Source organism: Pseudomonas sp. SCT (assembly GCF_003864275.1).
Taxonomy (GTDB): domain Bacteria; phylum Pseudomonadota; class Gammaproteobacteria; order Pseudomonadales; family Pseudomonadaceae; genus Stutzerimonas; species Stutzerimonas stutzeri_AE.
The window spans coordinates 31632-51066 of record NZ_BDJA01000009.1; the positions used below are offsets into that span (position 1 = coordinate 31632).

Here is a 19435-nt window from a genome sequence, read left to right on the forward strand (position 1 = left end):
CTTGTTATTGGGTCGGTGCAAGCATAGTCGGTCTGCACACTGATGCCCGATATGGCAGACTCCGCCGCCGAGGTGAACCATGTCCCGTCCACGATGTTCGCGCTGCCAGCGCCCCTTGTCGCTCTGCCTGTGTGCGCTGATCCCGGCCCTGGATAGCCGCACCCGGGTGCTTGTCCTGCAGCATTCCAGCGAGGCGAGTCACGCGCTGAATACGGCGCGCTTGGCTGTGTTGGGGTTGCGTAACGCGCAGCTGCTGGTCGGCGAGGATTTCATCGATGAATCCAGCGCCGACGTGCCGAGCTACCTGTTGTTTCCCGGTGAGGATGCGGCGCCGCTGAGCACACTTGCAGGCGCCGACCGGCCCATCCGCCTGATCGTGCCGGACGGGACCTGGCGCAAGGCGCGCAAGATTCTGCATGTCAATCCTTGGCTGGCAGCGCTGCCGCGGGTAGCGCTGCCAGAGGGGCTGACCTCTCGCTATCGCTTGCGCAAGGCACCGATGCCGGGCGCGCTGTCGACCATCGAGGCGATCGTCACGGCACTGAATATCCTGGAAAGCCCTGCGGGATTCGATGAGCTGCTTCGACCGTTCGACGCGCTGATCGAGGGGCAGATCGACGCGATGGGCGCGCTCACATATCAGCGCAACCACGCCGGCGGAGCGTGATTGCGGCGCTTGTCGGTTATCTGGCTGATCCGACCTAACGTTCGCGCAGTGCTTCGTGTCGCGCCTTGAGAATGGGCTTGAGCATGTAGTCCAGCACGCTTTTCTCGCCGGTGATGATGTCCACGGTAGCGACCATGCCGGGGATGATCACCAGTTGATGCCCAGGCGAGCCGAGGTAGTTTTTCTCCGTGCGGACCTGGATCAGATAGAAACTACGCCCATCCTTGTCGGTGATGGTGTCCGCACTGATCAGTTCCAGGTTGGCTTTCAAGCCGCCGTAAATGGTGTAGTCGTAGGCGGAGAACTTGACCATTGCCTTCTGCCCCGGGTGCAGGAAGGCAATGTCCTGCGGTCGTACCTTGGCTTCGATCAGCAGGCTGTCTTCCAGTGGCACGATCTCCAGCAGGTCGCTGCCCGGCTGTACCACACCGCCGATCGTGTTGATCCTCAATTGCTTGATGATGCCATGTACTGGTGAAACCACTGTCGTGCGGCTGACGCGGTCATCGATGGCCACACTGGTGGCAGTGATCTTCTGCAGCAGTGTACGAGCGGCATTCAGGTCCTTGAAGGCTTCGGCACGGAATGCAAGTTCGGATTGTTCGATTCTGCTCTGGATTTCGCTGGCAGCCGCCTCGGCGCGCGGCAGGGCGAGCGTGGTGGCATCGAGTGCGCCACGCACGTCGACCATGCTGCGGCGCAGGCGCAGAATTTCGACCTGCGAGATCGCGCCCGTTTCCACAAGCGGAGTCGACATGTTCAGCTCCTGCTGAATAAGCGACAGGCTGGAACGGTACTGTTGCTGTTTGGAGCGGAATTCGGCGACCTCTTGCTGTTTCTGCGTCAGCTGTTCCTTGAGGATTCGCTGCTCGCTGCGCAAGCGCTGCTGGCGCGATTCATAGAGCGCGCGCTCATCCTCGGCCAGCTGTGGCGCATCGCGGGTGATCTCTTCCGGCAGGGCCAGCGGTCGACCTTCGGCCTCGGCGGCCAGCCTCTCGACGCGAGCGAGCAGCGACAAGCGCTCCACTTCGGTTTCCTCCTGGTTGGAGAGAAACCGCGTGTTATCCAGGCGCAACAGTGTGTCGCCCTTGTTCACTACCTGTCCCTCGCGGACGTAGATTTGCGCCACGATGCCGCCCTCGAGGTTCTGCACCGTCTGGATCTTGCTGGATGGAATCGCCTTGCCTTCGCCCGTGGTCACCTCCTCGAGTACGGCGTAGTTGGCCCAGACCAGCACCGCAGCGAGTAGCAGAGCCGTCAACCAGACGGTCAGGCGAGCCAGCCAGGGAGAGTCCTCGAGAATCGCGCCCTGGATTTCGGGCATGTACTCGGTGTCCTGCTTGCGGCGGCCAAACTTGCCGAAAAACACCATCGGCCCATGCATCATTGCGAAACTCCGTTGCGGATGGCTGTCGCTGCAGCCGGTGCGCGATACGTCATGCCGGCATGTTTCATACCGACGCCGGCCCCACATGCCCTTTGCGCAATGCCTCGATGACCGCAGCTTTCGGGCCGTCCGCGACAACGCGCCCGCAGTCCAGCACGACTAGGCGTTCGACCAGGCTGAGCATGGACATGCGATGGGTAATCAGCAGCATTGTCTTGCCTTGGGACCAGCCCAGCAGGTGATGCCGCAGTGCGTCCTCACTGCTGTTGTCCATGGCACTGGTAGGTTCGTCGAGCAGCAGAATCGGTGGGTCGAGCAGCAGGGCGCGCGCCATGAGCACAAGCTGCCGTTGACCGCCTGACAACAGCTGGCCGCGCTCGCCAACAGGTCGGTCGAAGCCGAGCGGGTGCTGTCTTGCCAATTCATAGGCGCCGGTGAGCTTGGCCACTTCAAGCATGCGCTCATCGCTGACGTAGCGTGCACCCAGGGTCATGTTGTCGCGCAGACTGCCGGCCAGCAGAGGCATGTCATGCGAGACATAGCCGATCTGGCTGCGCAGGTCGGCGACGTCGATCTGTCGCAAATCCAGTCCGTCGACGAGGATCTGGCCCTCATCGGGTGCGTACAGCCCCATGATCAGACGTGCCAGGGTGCTCTTGCCCGAGCCGCTGCGGCCGATGATGCCGACCCGTTCCCCCGGGGCAATATGGAAGTTGATGCTGCGCAGCGATGGGCTACTGAGCCCCGGATAGGTGAATGTCAGTTGCCGCAGATCGAGCGCACCGTTCAGGTGAGTGCGCTCCAGCGGGCGCTGCTTTTCTTGACGCTCCTGCGGCAGTGCCATCAGGGCATCGGTGCTTTTCATCGTCAGTCGCGCCTGCTGCAGACGCGTGATCAGGCTGGCGATCTGTCCCAGCGGTGAAAGCACGCGGCTGCCAAGCATGTAGCAGGCGACCAGCGCGCCGACGCTGAGATCGCCGGCGATGATGCTGTAAACACCTGCCACGATTGTCGCCATGCCGGCGAACTGCTGCAGGAATAGCGTGCCGTTCATCGCAACCGCGGAGAGCATCCGGGCATGGCTGTCGAGCCGCGTGAGTGCGCCGTGGGTCTGCTCCCAGCGATGCTGGCGCTCGCTCTCGGCGCCGCAGACCTTCAGCGTTTCCAGCCCGCCTAGGGTTTCCACCAGCAGCGCTTGCCGTTCCGAGGCGAGCGCCAGGCTTTTTTGCACCGTGTCTCTCAGGCGGGTCTGGATGATCAGGGCGAACAGGGCGGTTATCGGGAAGGCGAGCAGTGGTATCACCACCAGCCAGCCGCCGATCAGGCCGATGACCAGGATGATCAGTAGCGCGAAGGGCAAATCGATCAGGCTGGTCAAGGTGACCGCGGTAAGAAAGTCGCGTAGCCCCTGGAAGTCGTGAATGCTCTGTGCGAAACCGCCGACAGTCGCCGGGCGGGAGTTCATCGTCATGCCGGTGATGCGCTCGAACAGCGTGGCTGACAGCACCACGTCGGTCTTTTTGCCGGCGGTATCGAGCAGGTGCGCGCGCAGCACGCGCAGCAGCAATTCGAATGAAGTGCCGATGAACAGACCTATAGCCAGTACCCAAAGCGTGGCTGTCGCCTGGTTGGGTACCACGCGATCGTAGGTCTGCATGACGAACAGTGGGACCATCAAGCCCAGCGTGTTGACGAGCAGCGTGGCGACCATCGCGTCGGCGTACAGCCAGCGCGACAACTTCAGCGTGTCGCGAAACCAGGCATGCACGCGCGGTAACAGCGGACTACGTGCCTCTTCGAGCTCATGACGTGGGCGGGCGAAAAACGCCTCGCCGCTGTAGTCCTCCGCCAACACGTCGCCAGCAACCCATTGCTCGCCGCCCTCGGCCTCGCTGGGGAGAATCAGCGCCTGATTGCCGTCACCCCACTTGGCGAGCACCGCGCTGCGGCCATCTTTCAGCAGGAGTAGAACCGGCAGGTTGAGCGCGGAGATAGCCGTCAGCTTGCGCTTTATCACCCGCCCCTGAAGCCCGGCGCGGGCAGCCGCGCGCGGGAGCAGGGTCGCGCTCAGGCGCTGATCGGGCATCGGCAAACCTGCGCTCAAACTCGCACGGCTGGCAACGCAACCGTGCTGTTTGCACAGGATCAGTAGCCCGTCGAGCAGCGGATCGTCGTGGCTGAGCCGCGGATCGCTCGACGGCGCTACCCGTTCCATGGTCGTCAAATGGTCGAACTCCTATGCACGCTTATCTCAGTTCCGGTAGACGCGCTTCGCTCTTCACTTCGGAAAGCGCGGTCGCTTCGCTGGGAACCACGACGTTCTTGGCGCGAGCAAGATCGCCCATCGCTGCGATGACGCGGTACATCGAGAATTCCTCGGTGTAGCGCACGTCGGTGTAGCGTCGGTTGGCGGTGAACAGCTCGTTCTCGCTGTCCAGCAGGTCGAGCAGGGTGCGCTGACCAAGGCCGAACTGCTGTTGATAGGCCTCGCGTACGTTGCGGGTGTAATCGGCATATTCGCGGGCTTTTGGTGTCTGCAGGCGCGCGTTCTCCATCGCGTTCCAAGCCAGCGAGAGGTTCTCGTTGAGCTGGCGCAGGGCATTGTTGCGAATGTCCATGGCCTGGTTGATCTGGTGCGAAGCGCCGCGCAGGCGTGCTGTATCGCGGTTGCCGTTGAACAGGTTGTAGTTCATCACCACCGCGGCTCGCCAGCTGTTGTAGTGGCCTTCCTGGCCTCCCACGTTGTCGTTGGCACCGCTGGCCAGCTCGACGTCGAAGCGTGGGTAGAACGGCGACTTGGCGATTTCGTACTGCTTCTCCGCAGCCTGAACATCCGCCTGTGCCGATTTCAGGTACGGGTTGTTCTCGACCACGCGCTGGCGTGCGTCGAGCACGGTGGTGGGCAGCTCGCCGCGCAGCGATGCCGGCGTTTCAAGCTGGTCCGGAAGGCGACCGACCACGCTCACGAAATTCGCCTCGGCATCGGCGAGGTTTACCTGCTCGGTGTACAGGTTGTTCTCGGCCAAGGCGCGGCGGGCTTCGGACTGGTCGACGTCCGCGTTGCTGCCGACGCCTCGCTGGCGACGCAGGCCGATCTGGTCGTTGATGCGCAGGTGTGCCTGCAGGTTGTTCTCCGCCAGAGCCACCATCTCGCGACGCTTCAACACGTCCAGATATACCTGGACGGTGCGCAGGGCGAGGCTTTCGGTTGTGCCAAGCACCTGGTAGGCCCGCGCGTTCACAACCGCCTCGGTACGGTCCACTTCGTTCGGCGTGTTGAAACCGTCAAACAGCATCTGCCGCAGCCGCACCTCGGCATCACGAGCGTTCAGCGTTTCAGTGTTGTGGTTGCCCAGCGCACGGGTGGTCGGGCTGTCCGTGTGCTCGCGTCCGTAAGCGAGGACAAGATCAACCGTAGGCAAATAGCCGCCCTTGGCCATTTTCGCCTGCTCATCGGCAGTCAGCCGGCTGTTGATGTCGGCGCGCAGTTCCGGATGGTTTTCAAGGGTGCTCTGAATCGCATCGGTGAGGCTCATCGCCTGTGCCTGAGTGCAAGCCATGGCTATCAGCATTGCACTCCAGAGAGGGTTCAGTTTGCGCATTTTGGTTCCCTGCTTGTCGGTGTGGGTCGAACATCATCTATTGAAATTATCAATCGATATTGACTGATGGATGGATTAATACCTGACTCGCTTAACCGAGTATAGAGTTATCTCCTGCTGCTCGCCTATGCAAAAAAAATGTAAGGCAATGGGCCGGCGATAGCGAGTTGCTATTACATCTTAGGCCCCGTCATACGGGCTTTTTATTGATTTTGATCAGTGTCTGTTTTTTTTTATCAAGTACGTTTGATTGCAGTAAAGGGTGCTAAGTTAAAAGTGTTCACAAGCTCAGTAACGGAGCCAGAACAGCTTTTATCTGATGCTCGATAAATAGTTAAAAGCTATTGATCGGCTACTAAAAGAAGCAAAACGCCATTATTGGCAAGCGGCAGCACGGCCTCGCCGCGCCGGCAGGCGATTCGGAGGATGAGATGGCTAAGTTGATCGGAACCGTCAGGCAGGTAGTGGGTGAAGTTTTCGCGGTGGGAGAGGACGGACTCCGTCGCCCTCTGATTGAGGGGGATCGCGTGTTTGCCGGTGAGCGGATCATCACCGCAGGTGGTGCGGTAGATATCGACCTTGTCCAAGGCGGCGAGCTGACCTTGGGCCGCGGATCGGACCTGCAGCTGACCGAGCAATTGCTGGCAGACGCCCAAGGGGGCGTCAGTTCAGCGCCATCGACGGCGGACCTCGCTGACGTCGAGGCGCTGCAGCAAGCCATCGCCGCGGGCGAAGACCCGACTCAGACGGCTCCTGCGACCGCTGCCGGCCCGGCCGCCGGTGGTACGGGCGGGGCGGGTGGTGGACACTCGTTTGTGCTGCTCGATGCAGTTGGTGGTGTGATCGATCCAACGATCGGCTTTCCCACCGGTGGTCTGGGCTCTGTGCCCGAATCTCCCGACCTGGTTACTGATGCGTTGATTCAAGATGAGCCGGTGGTAGATGGAGCGCCGACGGCAATCAACGATGCCAATAATCTGGATGAAGATACTCCCAGCGTGACTGGTAACGTTCTGGTCAACGATCTGCCAGGGACCGACGGCGGCATTTCGGTCGTTACGATTGGCACGCAGCAAGGTCTCTACGGTCAGCTGATCCTGGGCGCTGACGGTACCTATACCTACGTGCTCAATACCGGCCTGGCGGTGGTGCAGGGCCTGGACAGCGGTGAAATACTGACCGAGACCTTCAACTACACCATGCAGGATGCCGACGGCGACCCGTCGAGCGCGCAGATCACCATCACCATCACCGGCAGCAACGACGCGCCGAGCCTGAGCGTGATCGGGGCCCAGGTGTTCGAGTCCGGCCTGGCCGCTGGCTCCGATGCCAGCGCCAACAGCGAGTTCGCCTACGGCACCTTCACCTTTGGTGATGTGGATGGTCTGGACGATATCCAGAGCGTCAGCATCAACGGCACGGCTGTGGCCATCGGCAGCTTGGTCGGCAGCAGTTTCGCCGGTGCTCACGGCACCCTGACGGTCACCGGCTATGACGTGCTGACCGGCATCGCCACCTATCAGTATCAACTGACCAGCCCGACCACCGACGTGGCCGACGTCGCTGAAACCGATACCTTTGCGGTGAGCGTTTCGGACGGCACGGCATCGGCTTCGGCGAACCTGGTGATCGACATCGTCGACGACGTACCAACTGCGGCCAACGATGCCTTCAGCCTCAGCGAAGACACGGCCAGCGTGATCGGCAACGTGCTGAGCAACGACGTCAGCGGCGCAGATGTCAGCGCTACTGTCAGCAGTACCGGCAACCAGACTGGCAGCTATGGCCAGCTGACGCTCAATGCCGACGGTAGCTTCAGCTACGTGCTCAATACCGGCCTGGCCGTGGTGCAGGGCCTGGACAGCGGTGAAATACTGACCGAGACCTTCAACTACACCATGCAGGATGCCGACGGCGACCCGTCGAGCGCGCAGATCACCATCACCATCACCGGCAGCAACGACGCGCCGAGCCTGAGCGTGATCGGGGCCCAGGTGTTCGAGTCCGGCCTGGCCGCTGGCTCCGATGCCAGCGCCAACAGCGAGTTCGCCTACGGCACCTTCACCTTTGGTGATGTGGATGGTCTGGACGATATCCAGAGCGTCAGCATCAACGGCACGGCTGTGGCCATCGGCAGCTTGGTCGGCAGCAGTTTCGCCGGTGCTCACGGCACCCTGACGGTCACCGGCTATGACGTGCTGACCGGCATCGCCACCTATCAGTATCAACTGACCAGCCCGACCACCGACGTGGCCGACGTCGCTGAAACCGACACCTTCGCGGTGAGCGTCTCGGACGGCACGGCATCGGCTTCGGCGAACCTGGTGATCGACATCGTCGACGACGTACCAACTGCGGCCAACGATGCCTTCAGCCTCAGTGAAGACACGGCCAGCGTGATCGGCAACGTGCTGAGCAACGACACCATCGGTGCCGACGTCAGCGGCACGGTCACCACTACCGGCAACCAGACTGGCAGCTATGGCCAGCTGACGCTCAATGCCGACGGCAGCTTCAGCTATGTGCTCAATACCGGCCTGGCCGTGGTGCAGGGTCTGGACGATGGCGAGCAACTTAGTGAGACCTTCAACTACACCATGCAGGATGCCGACGGCGACCCGTCGAGCGCGCAGATCACCATCACCATCACCGGCAGCAACGATGCGCCGACGCTGAGCGTGATCGGTGCCCAGGTGTTCGAGTCTGGCCTGGCCACTGGCTCCGATGCCTCTGCCAACAGTGAGTTTGCCTACGGCACCTTCACCATTGGTGATGCGGATGGCCTGGACGATATCCAGAGTGTGACCATCAATGGCACTACGGTTGCCATAGGCTTGTTGGTCGGCAGCAGCTTCGCCGGCGCTCATGGCACCCTGACGATTACCGGCTACGACGTATTAAGTGGCATCGCCACCTATCAGTATCAGCTGACCAGTCCGACCACCGATGTAGCCGGTGTGGACGAAAGCGATACCTTCAGCCTTAGCGTGTCCGATGGCACGGCCTCGGCCTCCGGCAACCTGGTGATCGACATCGTCGACGATGTACCGAGTGCGACCAACGATGCCTTCAGCCTCAGCGAAGACACGGCCAGCGTGATCGGCAACGTGCTGAGCAACGACGTCAGCGGCGCAGATGTCAGCGCTACTGTCAGCAGTACCGGCAACCAGGCTGGCAGCTATGGCCAGTTGACCCTCAACGCCGACGGCAGCTTCAGCTATGTGCTCAATACCGGCCTGGCGGTAGTACAGGGTCTGGACGATGGCGAGCAACTTAGTGAGACCTTCAACTACACCATGCAGGATGCCGACGGCGACCCGTCGAGCGCGCAGATCACCATCATCATCACCGGCAGCAACGATGCGCCGACGCTGAGCGTGATCGGTGCCCAGGTGTTCGAGGCCGGCCTTGCGGCTGGTTCCGATGCCACTGCCGACAGTGAGTTTGCCTACGGCACCTTCACCCTTGGTGATGCGGATGGCCTGGACGATATCCAGAGTGTGACCATCAATGGCACTACGGTTGCCATAGGCTTGTTGGCCGGCAGCAGCTTCGCTGGTGCTCACGGCACCCTGACGGTCACCGGCTATGACGTGCTGACCGGGATCGCCACCTATCAGTATCAGCTGACCAGTCCGACCACCGATGTAGCCGGTGTGGACGAAAGCGATACCTTCAGCCTTAGCGTGTCCGATGGCACGGCCTCGGCCTCCGGCAACCTGGTGATCGACATCGTCGACGATGTACCGAGTGCGGCCAACGATGCCTTCAGCCTCAGCGAAGACACGGCCAGCGTGATCGGCAACGTGCTGAGCAACGACGTCAGCGGCGCAGATGTCAGCGCTACTGTCAGCAGTACCGGCAACCAGGCTGGCAGCTATGGCCAGTTGACCCTCAACGCCGACGGCAGCTTCAGCTATGTGCTCAATACCGGCGTGGCGGTAGTACAGGGTCTGGACGATGGCGAGCAACTTAGTGAGACCTTCAGCTACACCATGCAGGACGCCGACGGTGACCCGTCCACGGCGCAGTTGACCATCATCATCACCGGCAGCAACGATGCGCCAAGCCTGAGCGTGATCGGTGCCCAGGTGTTCGAGTCTGGCCTGGCCACTGGCTCCGATCCCTCTGCCAACAGTGAGTTTGCCTACGGCACCTTCACCATTGGTGATGCGGATGGCCTGGACGATATCCAGAGTGTGACCATCAATGGCACTACGGTTGCCACAGGCTTGTTGGTCGGCAGCAGCTTCGCCGGCGCTCATGGCACCCTGACGATTACCGGCTACGACGTATTAAGTGGCATCGCCACCTACCGATACCAACTGACCAGCCCGACCACCGATGTGGCCGGTGTGGACGAAAGCGATACCTTCAGCCTTAGCGTGTCCGATGGCACGGCATCGGCGACCGGCAGTCTGGTGATTGGCATCATCGACGATATGCCTTCGCTCGGCGCCTTCACCACGGCGATTATTCCCAACGAAGTAGGGACGGTTAACGGTACGTTTTCGGTGGTCTCGGGTGCCGATGGTCTGGATGGTTTCCAGATCGCCGGGCCGGCCATTGCCGGGCTAAATTACACGACTGTCCATAATTACGATGGGGCGGGTAACTTCCTGAGTACCACCCTGACTGGGCTCACCTCGAGCAACCAGACGGTATTCAGCCTGACGGTAAGCGCGAACGGCACCTACGTGTTCAACCTGGTTCAGCCTGAAGCCGCCAGTGAGCTGACCTATTCGCTGAGCAACCTTGCGCCAGGGCATGTGCCGGGTTTTGCCGAAACCGCAGATGGCCTGATCGAGTTCAGCAGCCCAGGGGCGATCAACTCGTCGAACCAAGGCTTCGGCATCAACAATCAGTTCTTCGACCGTGGCGAAAAGTTCACGATGGAGTTCCATGCTGTCGGCGTGCCGGGGGTCGATAACGACCCGGCGACTGATGTGCGGCTGGTCAACAAGGTGGTATTGGTCAATGACCAGGTCAATGGCGAGTTGACCATTCGCTGGACTGCGACCAATAGCCAGACCGGTGAAAGCCGTAGCGGAACTATGACCATCACCGGAGCTATGGCGGAGACGGTGATAGATCCCGATATCAGCTTCAACCAGCTGCAGATCGAGGGTATTGCCGGCAACGGCAGGGTGCGTTTCGCCACCACCACCATCAGTACTCTGGTACTGCCAGAGGATCAGAGCCTGGCATTCGAAATAGTGGCGCAGGATGGCGACGGCGATCTCAGTGGTTCTTCGACGTTGAACGTGCAGGTGGTCGCGGAGAGCTCTGCGACCAGCTTTGTTCTTGACGGTACTGCTGGCGACGATGTGATCGCGGCGAGCAACCTGACCGACATCATCGACGGCAAGGCCGGCTTCGACATCGTCGACTACGGGGATGACACAGCCGGTATCGCCGCCAGCCTGGCGTTAGGCGCCGGGCTTTCGGGAGCTGCGCTGGGCGATAGCTACCGCTCAATCGAAGGGCTGATAGGTGGCTCTGGCAACGATCAGCTGAGCGGAGATAGCCAAGCCAACCACCTGGCCGGCGGTGCCGGCGACGACATTCTGCAAGGCGGAGCGGGGGACGATGTGCTGGCGGGCGGTCTCGGCGACGATGTGCTGTCCGGCGGGGAGGGTGACGATGTACTGATGGGTGACCCGGGTTCGGATCAATTGCTGGGCGGCGCGGGCTTCGATACTGTCGACTACAGCGCTGATACGGCCGGCGTCACTGTCAATCTTGAAACCGGCATTGGTGAAGGCGGGCTGGCAGAGGGCGATACCTACGCCTCCATCGAGGGCATTCTCGGTGGTGCGGGCAATGACACGCTGACCGGGGATGGCGGTGATAACTACCTCGACGGTGGCGCCGGCAACGACACGCTGCTGGGTGGTGCCGGGGATGACATCTTGGTGGGAGGTCTGGGTGACGACACCCTGACAGGAGGCGCAGGTCGCGACAGTTTCGTCTGGCGTGCGGGTGACGAGGGTGGGACTGACACTATCACCGACTTCCAGATTGACCCTGCTGGCACCAACACGGATGTCATCGATCTATCGCAGCTACTCGTTGGCGTTACAGAAGACGCGGCTACCCTCGGTGATTATCTGGACTTCGCTTTCGGTGGCGGTTCGACGACTATCTCGGTCAGCCTGACACCGGGCGGTGCGCCAGTTCAGGACATCACCCTTAGCGGTATCGACCTGAGCACGATCTATGGCACCGATGTAGCCGACGTTATTTCGGGAATGATCGATGACGGGGCGCTGAAAGTCGATAACGGCTAAAGCTGGCGGAGAATCGGCCCGCTACGCGGCAGCGTAGCGGGCTTTTTTACGGAGAACGATATGCTCTACATAGAGCGGGACGAGCTGGGTCTTTTGCGTCGTGTCGAGCCAAGTCCTTTCGACGGGATGACTGGCACGCTGCGTGCCGATAGTGACGAAGCGCAGAGTTGGCTGGCGACTCACGGAGATGAGCAGGTACAGCTGGCTGGCCTGCAGGCATCTGACCAGGATATGGCGCGTGTCGTGGAGGATTTGGTCGGCGTGCTGATTGCCCGCGGCGTCATTCGCTTTACCGATTTGCCTGAAGCTGCGCAGCGCAAGCTGCACGCCCGAGCCCAGACACGTGCACGCCTGGGCGGGCTGAGTACGTTGCTGGACGACGATGAGCAATCACTGATCTAGCCGTCGGTATTCGGCAGCGCTCACCTCGGCAGTCGACGTTTGGCGTCGTGCATCGCCGCACTCGCATCGCTGCGTCGTTTCCTCATGCCGCGCCTAAAGTGTCCAGGACGTTTGCTATCTGTCAGTCCGGTCATGGCATTTGCCTCGGCTACGCTCAGGAGTCCGAAGCAGATCCTTCCTTGATGCTGGTTTGCCATGGGCGCGGTGCACCTAGGAGGTGGCCCATTGCGCCTCGCACGCCCAATTCCGTCAGTACCTTTAATTCGCCCTGGGTCTCCACCATCTCCGCAATAAGCGGCAGATCGATGCTGTTGGTGGTGCGATAGATCGCTTCGATGAAGAGACGCTTGTCTTCATCCTTGTCGATCCCCCGAACGTAGGCTCCATCGACCTTCACATGCGCCAATCCGAGATGGGCCAGATTGCCGATCTTGCTGAAATCGCCGCCAAAATGCTGCAGGCCTAGGCGTGTTCCAGTTGCCCGAACTTTCTGGCTCCAGTGCTGCAGGTGGACGTCCACGGGCAGGTGCTGGGCGTCCAGTTCGAGAATCAGATGGCTGGCCTCGGCGGGGTTGCTGTGCAGCAGCGCGAAAACCTGCTGCAGGTGCCGGGCATCTCGTAGAGTGGCCGCCGAAAGGCTGAGTGCGAGTGGCTGTGGCGCCACCTTCAGACGGGCAATCACCAGCTCGAGCATGATGTAGTCGAAGCGTGCGGCCCAGCCAAGGCGTTCGAGCCAGGGCAGGAAACGCCCCGCGGTCAGTGGTTCGCCAGAAGGAATCGGCAACCTGGCGAGCACCTTGTGGTGAAGGATTTGTGCTGGCTCGGCAGCCAAGCCCACCGGTTGCACGTAAAGCGCCAGAGCGCTATCGGCCAGCGCCTGCTGCAACGTCTCGTGCCAGCTGTGCTGATCACGCAGAGGTTGCGCCCAATAACCTTCGAGCAATTGCCAGGCGCTGTTGCCGGCCTGTGCCTGGGTCAAGGCCTGATCGGCTCGCTCGAGCACGTCCTGTGGGGCTTCGCCGAGGCGAAAGGCGGTCACGCCGATGTGTGCGACCGGAATGCTGTCCGTCGAGCCCGTTGGACGAAGCGTTTCCAATTCATCACTGAGCGCGTCGAGCAGTGGCGTGACCTCGTCCTGATGCAGGCCCGGAGCCAACAGCACGAACTCGCTGCCGCGGTTGCGTGCAGCCAGCCAATCGGCTCGGCCACGGCGGCTTTTCAAACGCATCAGCTGCTCGCCAATGGCGACTATGAGGCGGTCGCTGAACTGTCCACCGTAGCGCTGGTTCAGGCCGTTGAGGTCGTGAATCTGCAGCAGCAGCAGATAACCCTCTGCGTGATGTTCATCCGGGGCAAGCTGAGTGCTCAGGCGCAGGTCAAGCAGGCGGCGGCTGGCGAGTCCAGTCAGGTCATCCTGATAGGCTTGCTGACGAAGCTTTTCGCTACGTTCGGCTTCTTCGGCGAACAGTGTCTTCAGCTTGTCGACCATCTGGTTCATCGCTTGCACAACGCGACGCAACTCCGGCGTGCGAGGCAGGTGTGGGAGGGTGATGAACTCTCGTTGAGTGATCGCGTGGGCCTGTTCGACCATGCGGTCCAGCGGGCGCAGCTGGCTGCGCAGCAACCAGCCACCCAACAGCGCACTCACCGCACCGCAGGCGAGCAGCCAGAGGAGGGTGGCCAGAGTGCTATCCCACAATTTTGCCAGGGCGAACTGGGGATGGCTGAATACCTCGACGCGCGCGGCCTGTTCCCAGCCACGCATGATCAGTGCATCACCGCCCTGTGGAGGCAGGTCCACGATTGCGGCGAACCACCCCGGCACCTGCTGAAGCTGGATGTTTGCGTTGCGCTCGACAATCGGGCTGTCGTCTGGAATGCGAAGGACACGGATGCTGCTGAAGTAACCGCTGTCGAAGATTGAATTCGCCAGTAGCTCCAGCATGACGGGGTCGTCTGCGTGTGGAGTCATCGAGAGCGCCAGGGCAGTCGCAGCATCCTGGGCATGCGAGCGCAACTGATTGATCGATTGCTCTCGGGAGTTCTCCACGCTGGCTATGAAGCCGCCGGTGAAGGCCACGACCAGAAACAGGCAGATTGCGAGAAACAGCTGCTTGAGTAACGACATACTTCCCCCTCCGGTCTGCTGCAATCAGTCGCTGTTCGCGATGAAAAGGCAGCAAACTCAGCCCTCACCAACCAGAAAACCTTCGGCGCGCATCTTCAGCAGAACGTCCTGCCAGCGTGACAGCCTTTTGCTATCTCCGCTACGTTTCCCACCGCCGGCGCCGGGTAAAAACAGTCCTTCGGCGTTGAATGCATAAACCGGCAGCAGGTCGTTGCGTTGCGACGCGGGGCGAATGACGCCGTCGATGTTGTCCAGCACCAGCGGGTCGGCCGCGGGCGTCGGGTAATAGGTGAGCACCATATGCGCCTGGTTCAGACGTAACGCCTTTACATAGGTGATGCGCATGCGGTCGCTGGACACACCGAGGCGGCGCAGGGTGAAGTACTTGGCCAAAGCGTAATCTTCGCAATCGCCAGCGCCCTTGATCAGAGCTTCGACTGGCGTGGCCCAGTAGTCTTCCTGCTGCCAGACATGGGTGTCGTCGCTGAAGGCGATATTGCGGTTGAAGAAGCGATTCACTTCGTCGAGCTTTTCGCGTTCACCAAGCGACGCGGCTTCGCTTAGCAGCGCGCGCCAGGCTTCGATTCGACCGCGTGAGTCATGCAGCGGCCCGTAGCGCTGTTCAGCGGTGCGGAAGATGCGGCTGAAATCCCATTCCTGCCAATCCGCCAGCACGATCGGCGACCAGCCCAGCGGGCTCAGCAGCAGCGCAAGCGCGAGCGAAACTGCCGTCAGACGGGAGGGTCGGCCAGGGCGGTGCTGGGAAGCCTGCATTGATGGAACTCCAGCGAGCGATCCGGGAGTGGCGGCTACCGACTTGCCTTCAGCGGCGTTGATCTAGCTTGGCGACCGGCAAGGTTTTCTGCCGGAGGATGTAAAGGCTGACCAGTGATGCGCTGAGCAGCATGCCGATGCGAGCCCAGAATAACGGAACCAGCCAGCAAGAAATGCCAATGCTCACCCACATCGTGGCAATTGCATACGCTTTGCCTTTGAGCGGAATACCGTTGCCTTCGAGATAATCGCGAAACCATGGGCCGAGGTGCGGGTGGTCTACCAGCCAGTGGTAGAAACGCTGCGAGCTACGAACGAAGCAGGCGGCGGCGAGCAGCAGGAGCGGTGTGGTCGGCAAAACCGGAAGGAATATGCCAATGACGCCCAGTGCAACGGCGAGCCAGCCAGCGGTTAGCAATGCCGAGCGAACCAGCGGATTGCGGTGCTGCTGAATGTCCCGGTGGGCCATGATGCTACCCGCCGTCGCTTCTGGAATCACTGCCGGTAGCGTGGCGGTGCACAGCCGCACCGATGCCGCGTTTCCAGTTCAGAAAGAGTGAACGCAAATGCATGAGGCTCTCTCCTTCTCGCAGGGGTATCGCGCGTCCGGTTGGCAGCGGACGCCGGCTGCTATCGCCTGTGCTGAGCGGCCACTCAGTGGCGGCGTGGCTTGAGCAGAGCCGGCTTCTCTTCCGGTGCATGACAGATCAGGTACAGCGCGGTCAGCAGCTCCGGAATCTGCGCGACCATTTCATCGACCAGCTCTGGGTTGTCCGCGATATCAGCGAACTCCGGCTGCTCGTCGAACAGGCCCGAGCCGACCATGATCGGCAGCAGCAGCTCGCTGACTTCCTCTTCCGAGTCCTCGAACCAGACCGCCTCGCGCATGAACACGCCTTCCATGAAGCCAATGCACCAACCGCGCAGGTCGGATTCGTCTGGCTCCTCGCCCAGGTCCAGCTCGCAGGGCAGCTCCATGTCCTCGTCACTGGCCAGCTGACGGGCAATGTGCGCCTTTAGTTGAATCAGCGTGGCCTCGATAGCCTCGCGCTCGGTGTCGTCCTTGTACTTGGGCGGCTCGGAAAACAGTGCGTCGATCCACTCACGCTCGGGTACCTGTTCGGAGCAGATGCACAGCGCGGTCAGGTAGCCATGGGCGGCGATGTAATCCAGTGCTTCCTCGTGCAGGTCATCTGCATCAAGAAAGACTTGCAGGCGGGCGAGTTGCTCGGCGAATGACATCGGGAACTACCTTGGATTGGAAGACAACCCGGATTCTAGACGAGGCGTGGGGCGCAGGCTACTCGCGCCTTCGCTATGTCGCTTCGCCGGCGACGTCTCGTCCGCAATCGCGGAGCGATCCTGAACTCGGTGGTTCGCTCGCGTATACTGCGCGCCTTGTTTCGGAGACCGGCATGCTCGACCAGGCACAGCGCATCCTCAAAGACGTTTTCGGCTACGACGCGTTTCGTGGCAACCAGGGCGCGATCATCGAGCGGGTCGGCAGCGGCGGCGACGCTTTGGTGCTGATGCCGACCGGCGGCGGCAAGTCGCTGTGCTATCAGGTTCCAGCGCTGTTGCGCGACGGGCTGGCGGTAGTGGTGTCGCCGCTGATCGCGCTGATGGACGATCAGGTGGCAACCCTCGACGAGCTCGGGGTTTCCGCGGTGGCGCTCAACTCCACGCTCAGCCCCGACGAGCAGCGCGACATTGCCGAACGCATCCGGCGCAACGAGATCAAGATGCTCTACCTCGCGCCGGAGCGGCTGGTCCAGCCACGCATGCTGGCGTTTCTACAGCGTCTGGAAATTGCCCTGTTCGCCATCGACGAGGCGCATTGTGTTTCCCAGTGGGGCCACGATTTCCGTCCCGAGTACATGCAGTTGGGACAGCTTTCCGAACTGTTTCCCGGCGTACCGCGCATCGCGCTGACCGCCACGGCGGACATGCGAACCAGGGAGGAGATCGTCCAGCGATTGCACCTGGAAAATGCCGAACGCTTTCTCTCCAGTTTCGATCGGCCGAACATCTTCTATCGCATCGTGCCCAAGGAGCAGCCACGCAAGCAGTTGCTGGGCTTTCTCGCCGAACGCCGTGGCGATGCCGGCATCGTCTACTGCATGTCGCGCAAGAAGGTCGATGACTTCGCCGCCTTCCTCACCGAGCAGGGCTTTCCGGCACTGCCGTATCACGCTGGCTTGCCCAACGAGCTGCGCGCCTATCATCAGAAGCGCTTCCTTAACGAGGAAGGTCTGATCATGGTCGCGACCATCGCGTTCGGCATGGGTATCGACAAGCCCAACGTGCGCTTCGTCGCTCACCTCGATCTGCCCAAGTCCCTGGAAGCGTATTACCAGGAAACCGGACGGGCAGGGCGCGACGGTCTGCCTGCGGATGCCTGGATGGCCTACGGCCTGCAGGACGTCATCTTCCTCAAGCAGATGCTCAACAATTCCGAGGGCGATGAGCGCCACAAGCGGGTCGAGCAACACAAGCTCGACGCCATGCTGGCCCTGTGTGAGGAAACCCGCTGTCGGCGCCAGGCACTGTTGGCGTATTTCGACGAGGAGTTACCCAACCCATGCGGTCATTGCGATAACTGCGTCGATGGTGTGCAGACGTGGGACGCAACCGAACCTGCGCGCCAGGCGCTATCGGCAATCTATCGCAGCGGTCAACGTTACGGCGTCGGCCATTTGGTAGATGTCTTGATGGGGCGCGATAACGATAAGGTACGTGGGCTCGGCCATCAGCACCTGTCCGTGTTCGGCGTAGGCAAGGCGCTGGCGGAAACTGAATGGCGGTCACTATTTCGTCAGCTGGTGGCGCGAGGCCTGGCGGACGTCGATCTCGACGGTTTCGGCGGGTTGCGCCTGAGCGACAGCTGTCGCCCGCTCCTGCGCGGGGAAGTCAGCCTCGAGCTGCGCCGTGATCTGTCCAGCAAGGCTCCGAAGCCTGCAGCCAGCGCGGCGAGCCAACTGGTACGCAGCGAAGAGCGCGAGACCTGGGAGGCGCTGCGCACGCTACGGCGCAAGCTGGCCGAAGAGCACAGCGTGCCGCCATACGTGATCTTCCCCGACGCCACCCTGCTGGAAATGTTGCGTAGCCAGGCCGCATCGCTTTCCGACATGGCGATGATCAGCGGCGTCGGCGCGCGCAAACTGGAGCGTTACGGACAGGCGTTCCTCGAGGTGCTGCAGGGTAATAGCGAGGTTGCCAAGCCGCCTGCCGATCTGCGTCACGAGTTGATCACGCTGGCCCGTGCAGGCATGACTCCGGCGCAGATCGCTCGCCAGCTCGACTGCGGCGAGAAGAATGTCTACGCGATGCTCGCCGAGGCCATCGGCCTGCAGCAGTTGAGTCTGGAGCAGGCGCTCGACTTGCCGGAAGATTTACTGGGCGAGATTCAGGAAGCCTTTCTTGACGGCGAAGGCGAGCTGCCGCCCGTCAGCGCTGTAGCCGAACAGTTCGCCGGACGCGTGCCGGAGCAAGTGCTTTATTGCGTGCGAGCTGCGCTGCAGGTCGAGTTCGAATTGTAACCAGGTGCATCTCTCCGTCCGCAGGTGCGACCGCAGATCCTGCGCCACGTAGGGCTTTTGCACTGTCTGCGTGCCATCATTGCGACTTCTGTAGCCCCATCACGAAGCGAAGGTCGTCTTGTCTGCGTATGGGAGCTGTGGTTAGCTGACTAATAATTAGTTTTTGCAGGGAATGTCCGTTTCATGTATGCCGAGCAACATCGCTTTGCCATGCAATTGGCGCAACTCTCCCGCGGCTGGCGCGCGGAGCTGGATCGACGTCTGGCTGATCTCGGGCTCTCCCAAGCCCGCTGGCTGGTCCTTCTGCATCTCGCGCGCTTCGATCACGAACCGACCCAGCGCGAGCTGGCGCAGAGCGTGGCAGTGGAAGGTCCTACGTTGGCTCGGCTGCTGGACAGCCTGGAGGCCCAGGGGCTGGTGCATCGCAAAGCATCGGCCGAGGACCGCCGCGCCAAACGAATTTCTCTCGGCGCGCCAGCTCTGCCGCTGATCGAGAAGATCGAGGCGATTTCCACCCAGGTACGCCATGAGGCCTTCGCCGGTATCGATGAAGAGGATTTGCGCAAGTGCCAGCAGGTGCATGCGCGCATTCTCGCCAACCTCGACAAGCGTTGAACCTGCGGTAATGCTCTTTGGCGTTGCGTCG

At 61.4% G+C, this 19435-nt stretch carries 12 protein-coding genes; 5 read left to right on the top strand and 7 right to left on the bottom strand.

Annotated features, from left to right (window positions below):
* Positions 1-79 precede the first annotated feature (79 nt).
* Positions 80-667 carry a tRNA-uridine aminocarboxypropyltransferase gene (locus BHD08_RS19485; protein WP_125024420.1) on the top strand — a complete coding sequence of 196 codons (588 nt, stop codon included), beginning with the start codon at positions 80-82 and terminating at the stop codon, positions 665-667.
* Between the two features lie 34 nt (positions 668-701).
* Here BHD08_RS19485 and BHD08_RS19490 read toward each other — a convergent pair whose 3' ends face one another.
* The 3 genes from BHD08_RS19490 to BHD08_RS19500 all read right to left on the bottom strand — a co-directional run bounded on the left by BHD08_RS19490 (position 702) and on the right by BHD08_RS19500 (position 5656).
* Positions 702-2054 carry an HlyD family type I secretion periplasmic adaptor subunit gene (locus tag BHD08_RS19490; RefSeq protein WP_125024422.1) on the bottom strand — a complete coding sequence of 451 codons (1353 nt, stop codon included), beginning with the start codon at positions 2052-2054 and terminating at the stop codon, positions 702-704.
* 64 nt (positions 2055-2118) lie between these two features.
* Positions 2119-4269: a type I secretion system permease/ATPase gene (locus BHD08_RS19495; RefSeq protein WP_125024599.1), complete on the bottom strand. Its 2151-nt coding sequence runs from the start codon at positions 4267-4269 to the stop codon at positions 2119-2121.
* Positions 4270-4300: 31 nt separating this feature from the next.
* Positions 4301-5656 (bottom strand): TolC family outer membrane protein, encoded by a 1356-nt coding sequence (locus BHD08_RS19500; RefSeq protein ID WP_125024424.1) that lies wholly within the window; start codon positions 5654-5656, stop codon positions 4301-4303.
* 431 nt (positions 5657-6087) lie between these two features.
* Between BHD08_RS19500 and BHD08_RS19505 the strand changes: the two genes are divergently transcribed.
* Together BHD08_RS19505 and BHD08_RS19510 are read left to right on the top strand one after the other, a co-directional pair.
* Positions 6088-11946 (top strand): retention module-containing protein, encoded by a 5859-nt coding sequence (locus BHD08_RS19505; RefSeq protein ID WP_125024426.1) that lies wholly within the window; start codon positions 6088-6090, stop codon positions 11944-11946.
* A gap of 60 nt (positions 11947-12006) precedes the next feature.
* Positions 12007-12348, top strand: coding sequence for a tryptophan synthase subunit beta (locus BHD08_RS19510; RefSeq protein ID WP_125024428.1), 342 nt, complete (start codon positions 12007-12009; stop codon positions 12346-12348).
* Positions 12349-12502: 154 nt separating this feature from the next.
* Here the strand turns inward: BHD08_RS19510 and lapD are convergent, their stop codons facing one another.
* From lapD to BHD08_RS19530, 4 genes are all read right to left on the bottom strand, one after another.
* Positions 12503-14476 carry a cyclic di-GMP receptor LapD gene (gene lapD, locus BHD08_RS19515; protein ID WP_125024430.1) on the bottom strand — a complete coding sequence of 658 codons (1974 nt, stop codon included), beginning with the start codon at positions 14474-14476 and terminating at the stop codon, positions 12503-12505.
* Positions 14477-14533: 57 nt separating this feature from the next.
* Positions 14534-15250 carry a cysteine protease LapG gene (lapG, locus tag BHD08_RS19520; protein ID WP_125024432.1) on the bottom strand — a complete coding sequence of 239 codons (717 nt, stop codon included), beginning with the start codon at positions 15248-15250 and terminating at the stop codon, positions 14534-14536.
* Between the two features lie 49 nt (positions 15251-15299).
* Positions 15300-15719 carry a YbaN family protein gene (locus BHD08_RS19525; RefSeq protein WP_125024601.1) on the bottom strand — a complete coding sequence of 140 codons (420 nt, stop codon included), beginning with the start codon at positions 15717-15719 and terminating at the stop codon, positions 15300-15302.
* A 185-nt stretch (positions 15720-15904) separates the two neighbouring features.
* Positions 15905-16492 carry a YecA family protein gene (locus BHD08_RS19530; RefSeq protein ID WP_125024435.1) on the bottom strand — a complete coding sequence of 196 codons (588 nt, stop codon included), beginning with the start codon at positions 16490-16492 and terminating at the stop codon, positions 15905-15907.
* Positions 16493-16665: 173 nt separating this feature from the next.
* Between BHD08_RS19530 and recQ the strand changes: the two genes are divergently transcribed.
* Both recQ and BHD08_RS19540 read left to right on the top strand, forming a co-directional pair.
* Positions 16666-18789, top strand: coding sequence for a DNA helicase RecQ (recQ, locus tag BHD08_RS19535; protein ID WP_125024437.1), 2124 nt, complete (start codon positions 16666-16668; stop codon positions 18787-18789).
* Positions 18790-18972: 183 nt separating this feature from the next.
* Positions 18973-19404 (top strand): MarR family transcriptional regulator, encoded by a 432-nt coding sequence (locus tag BHD08_RS19540; protein WP_015276714.1) that lies wholly within the window; start codon positions 18973-18975, stop codon positions 19402-19404.
* The last annotated feature ends 31 nt before the right edge of the window (positions 19405-19435 follow it).

Bases quoted from the DNA above. Each gene is read 5' to 3' on its own strand.
- BHD08_RS19485 (WP_125024420.1), top strand. From the start codon at position 80: ATGTCCCGTCCACGATGTTCGCGCTGCCAGCGCCCCTTGTCGCTCTGC.
- BHD08_RS19490 (WP_125024422.1), bottom strand. From the start codon at position 2,054: ATGATGCATGGGCCGATGGTGTTTTTCGGCAAGTTTGGCCGCCGCAAG.
- BHD08_RS19495 (WP_125024599.1), bottom strand. From the start codon at position 4,269: ATGGAACGGGTAGCGCCGTCGAGCGATCCGCGGCTCAGCCACGACGAT.
- BHD08_RS19500 (WP_125024424.1), bottom strand. From the start codon at position 5,656: ATGCGCAAACTGAACCCTCTCTGGAGTGCAATGCTGATAGCCATGGCT.
- BHD08_RS19505 (WP_125024426.1), top strand. From the start codon at position 6,088: ATGGCTAAGTTGATCGGAACCGTCAGGCAGGTAGTGGGTGAAGTTTTC.
- BHD08_RS19510 (WP_125024428.1), top strand. From the start codon at position 12,007: ATGCTCTACATAGAGCGGGACGAGCTGGGTCTTTTGCGTCGTGTCGAG.
- lapD (WP_125024430.1), bottom strand. From the start codon at position 14,476: ATGTCGTTACTCAAGCAGCTGTTTCTCGCAATCTGCCTGTTTCTGGTC.
- lapG (WP_125024432.1), bottom strand. From the start codon at position 15,250: ATGCAGGCTTCCCAGCACCGCCCTGGCCGACCCTCCCGTCTGACGGCA.
- BHD08_RS19525 (WP_125024601.1), bottom strand. From the start codon at position 15,719: ATGGCCCACCGGGACATTCAGCAGCACCGCAATCCGCTGGTTCGCTCG.
- BHD08_RS19530 (WP_125024435.1), bottom strand. From the start codon at position 16,492: ATGTCATTCGCCGAGCAACTCGCCCGCCTGCAAGTCTTTCTTGATGCA.
- recQ (WP_125024437.1), top strand. From the start codon at position 16,666: ATGCTCGACCAGGCACAGCGCATCCTCAAAGACGTTTTCGGCTACGAC.
- BHD08_RS19540 (WP_015276714.1), top strand. From the start codon at position 18,973: ATGTATGCCGAGCAACATCGCTTTGCCATGCAATTGGCGCAACTCTCC.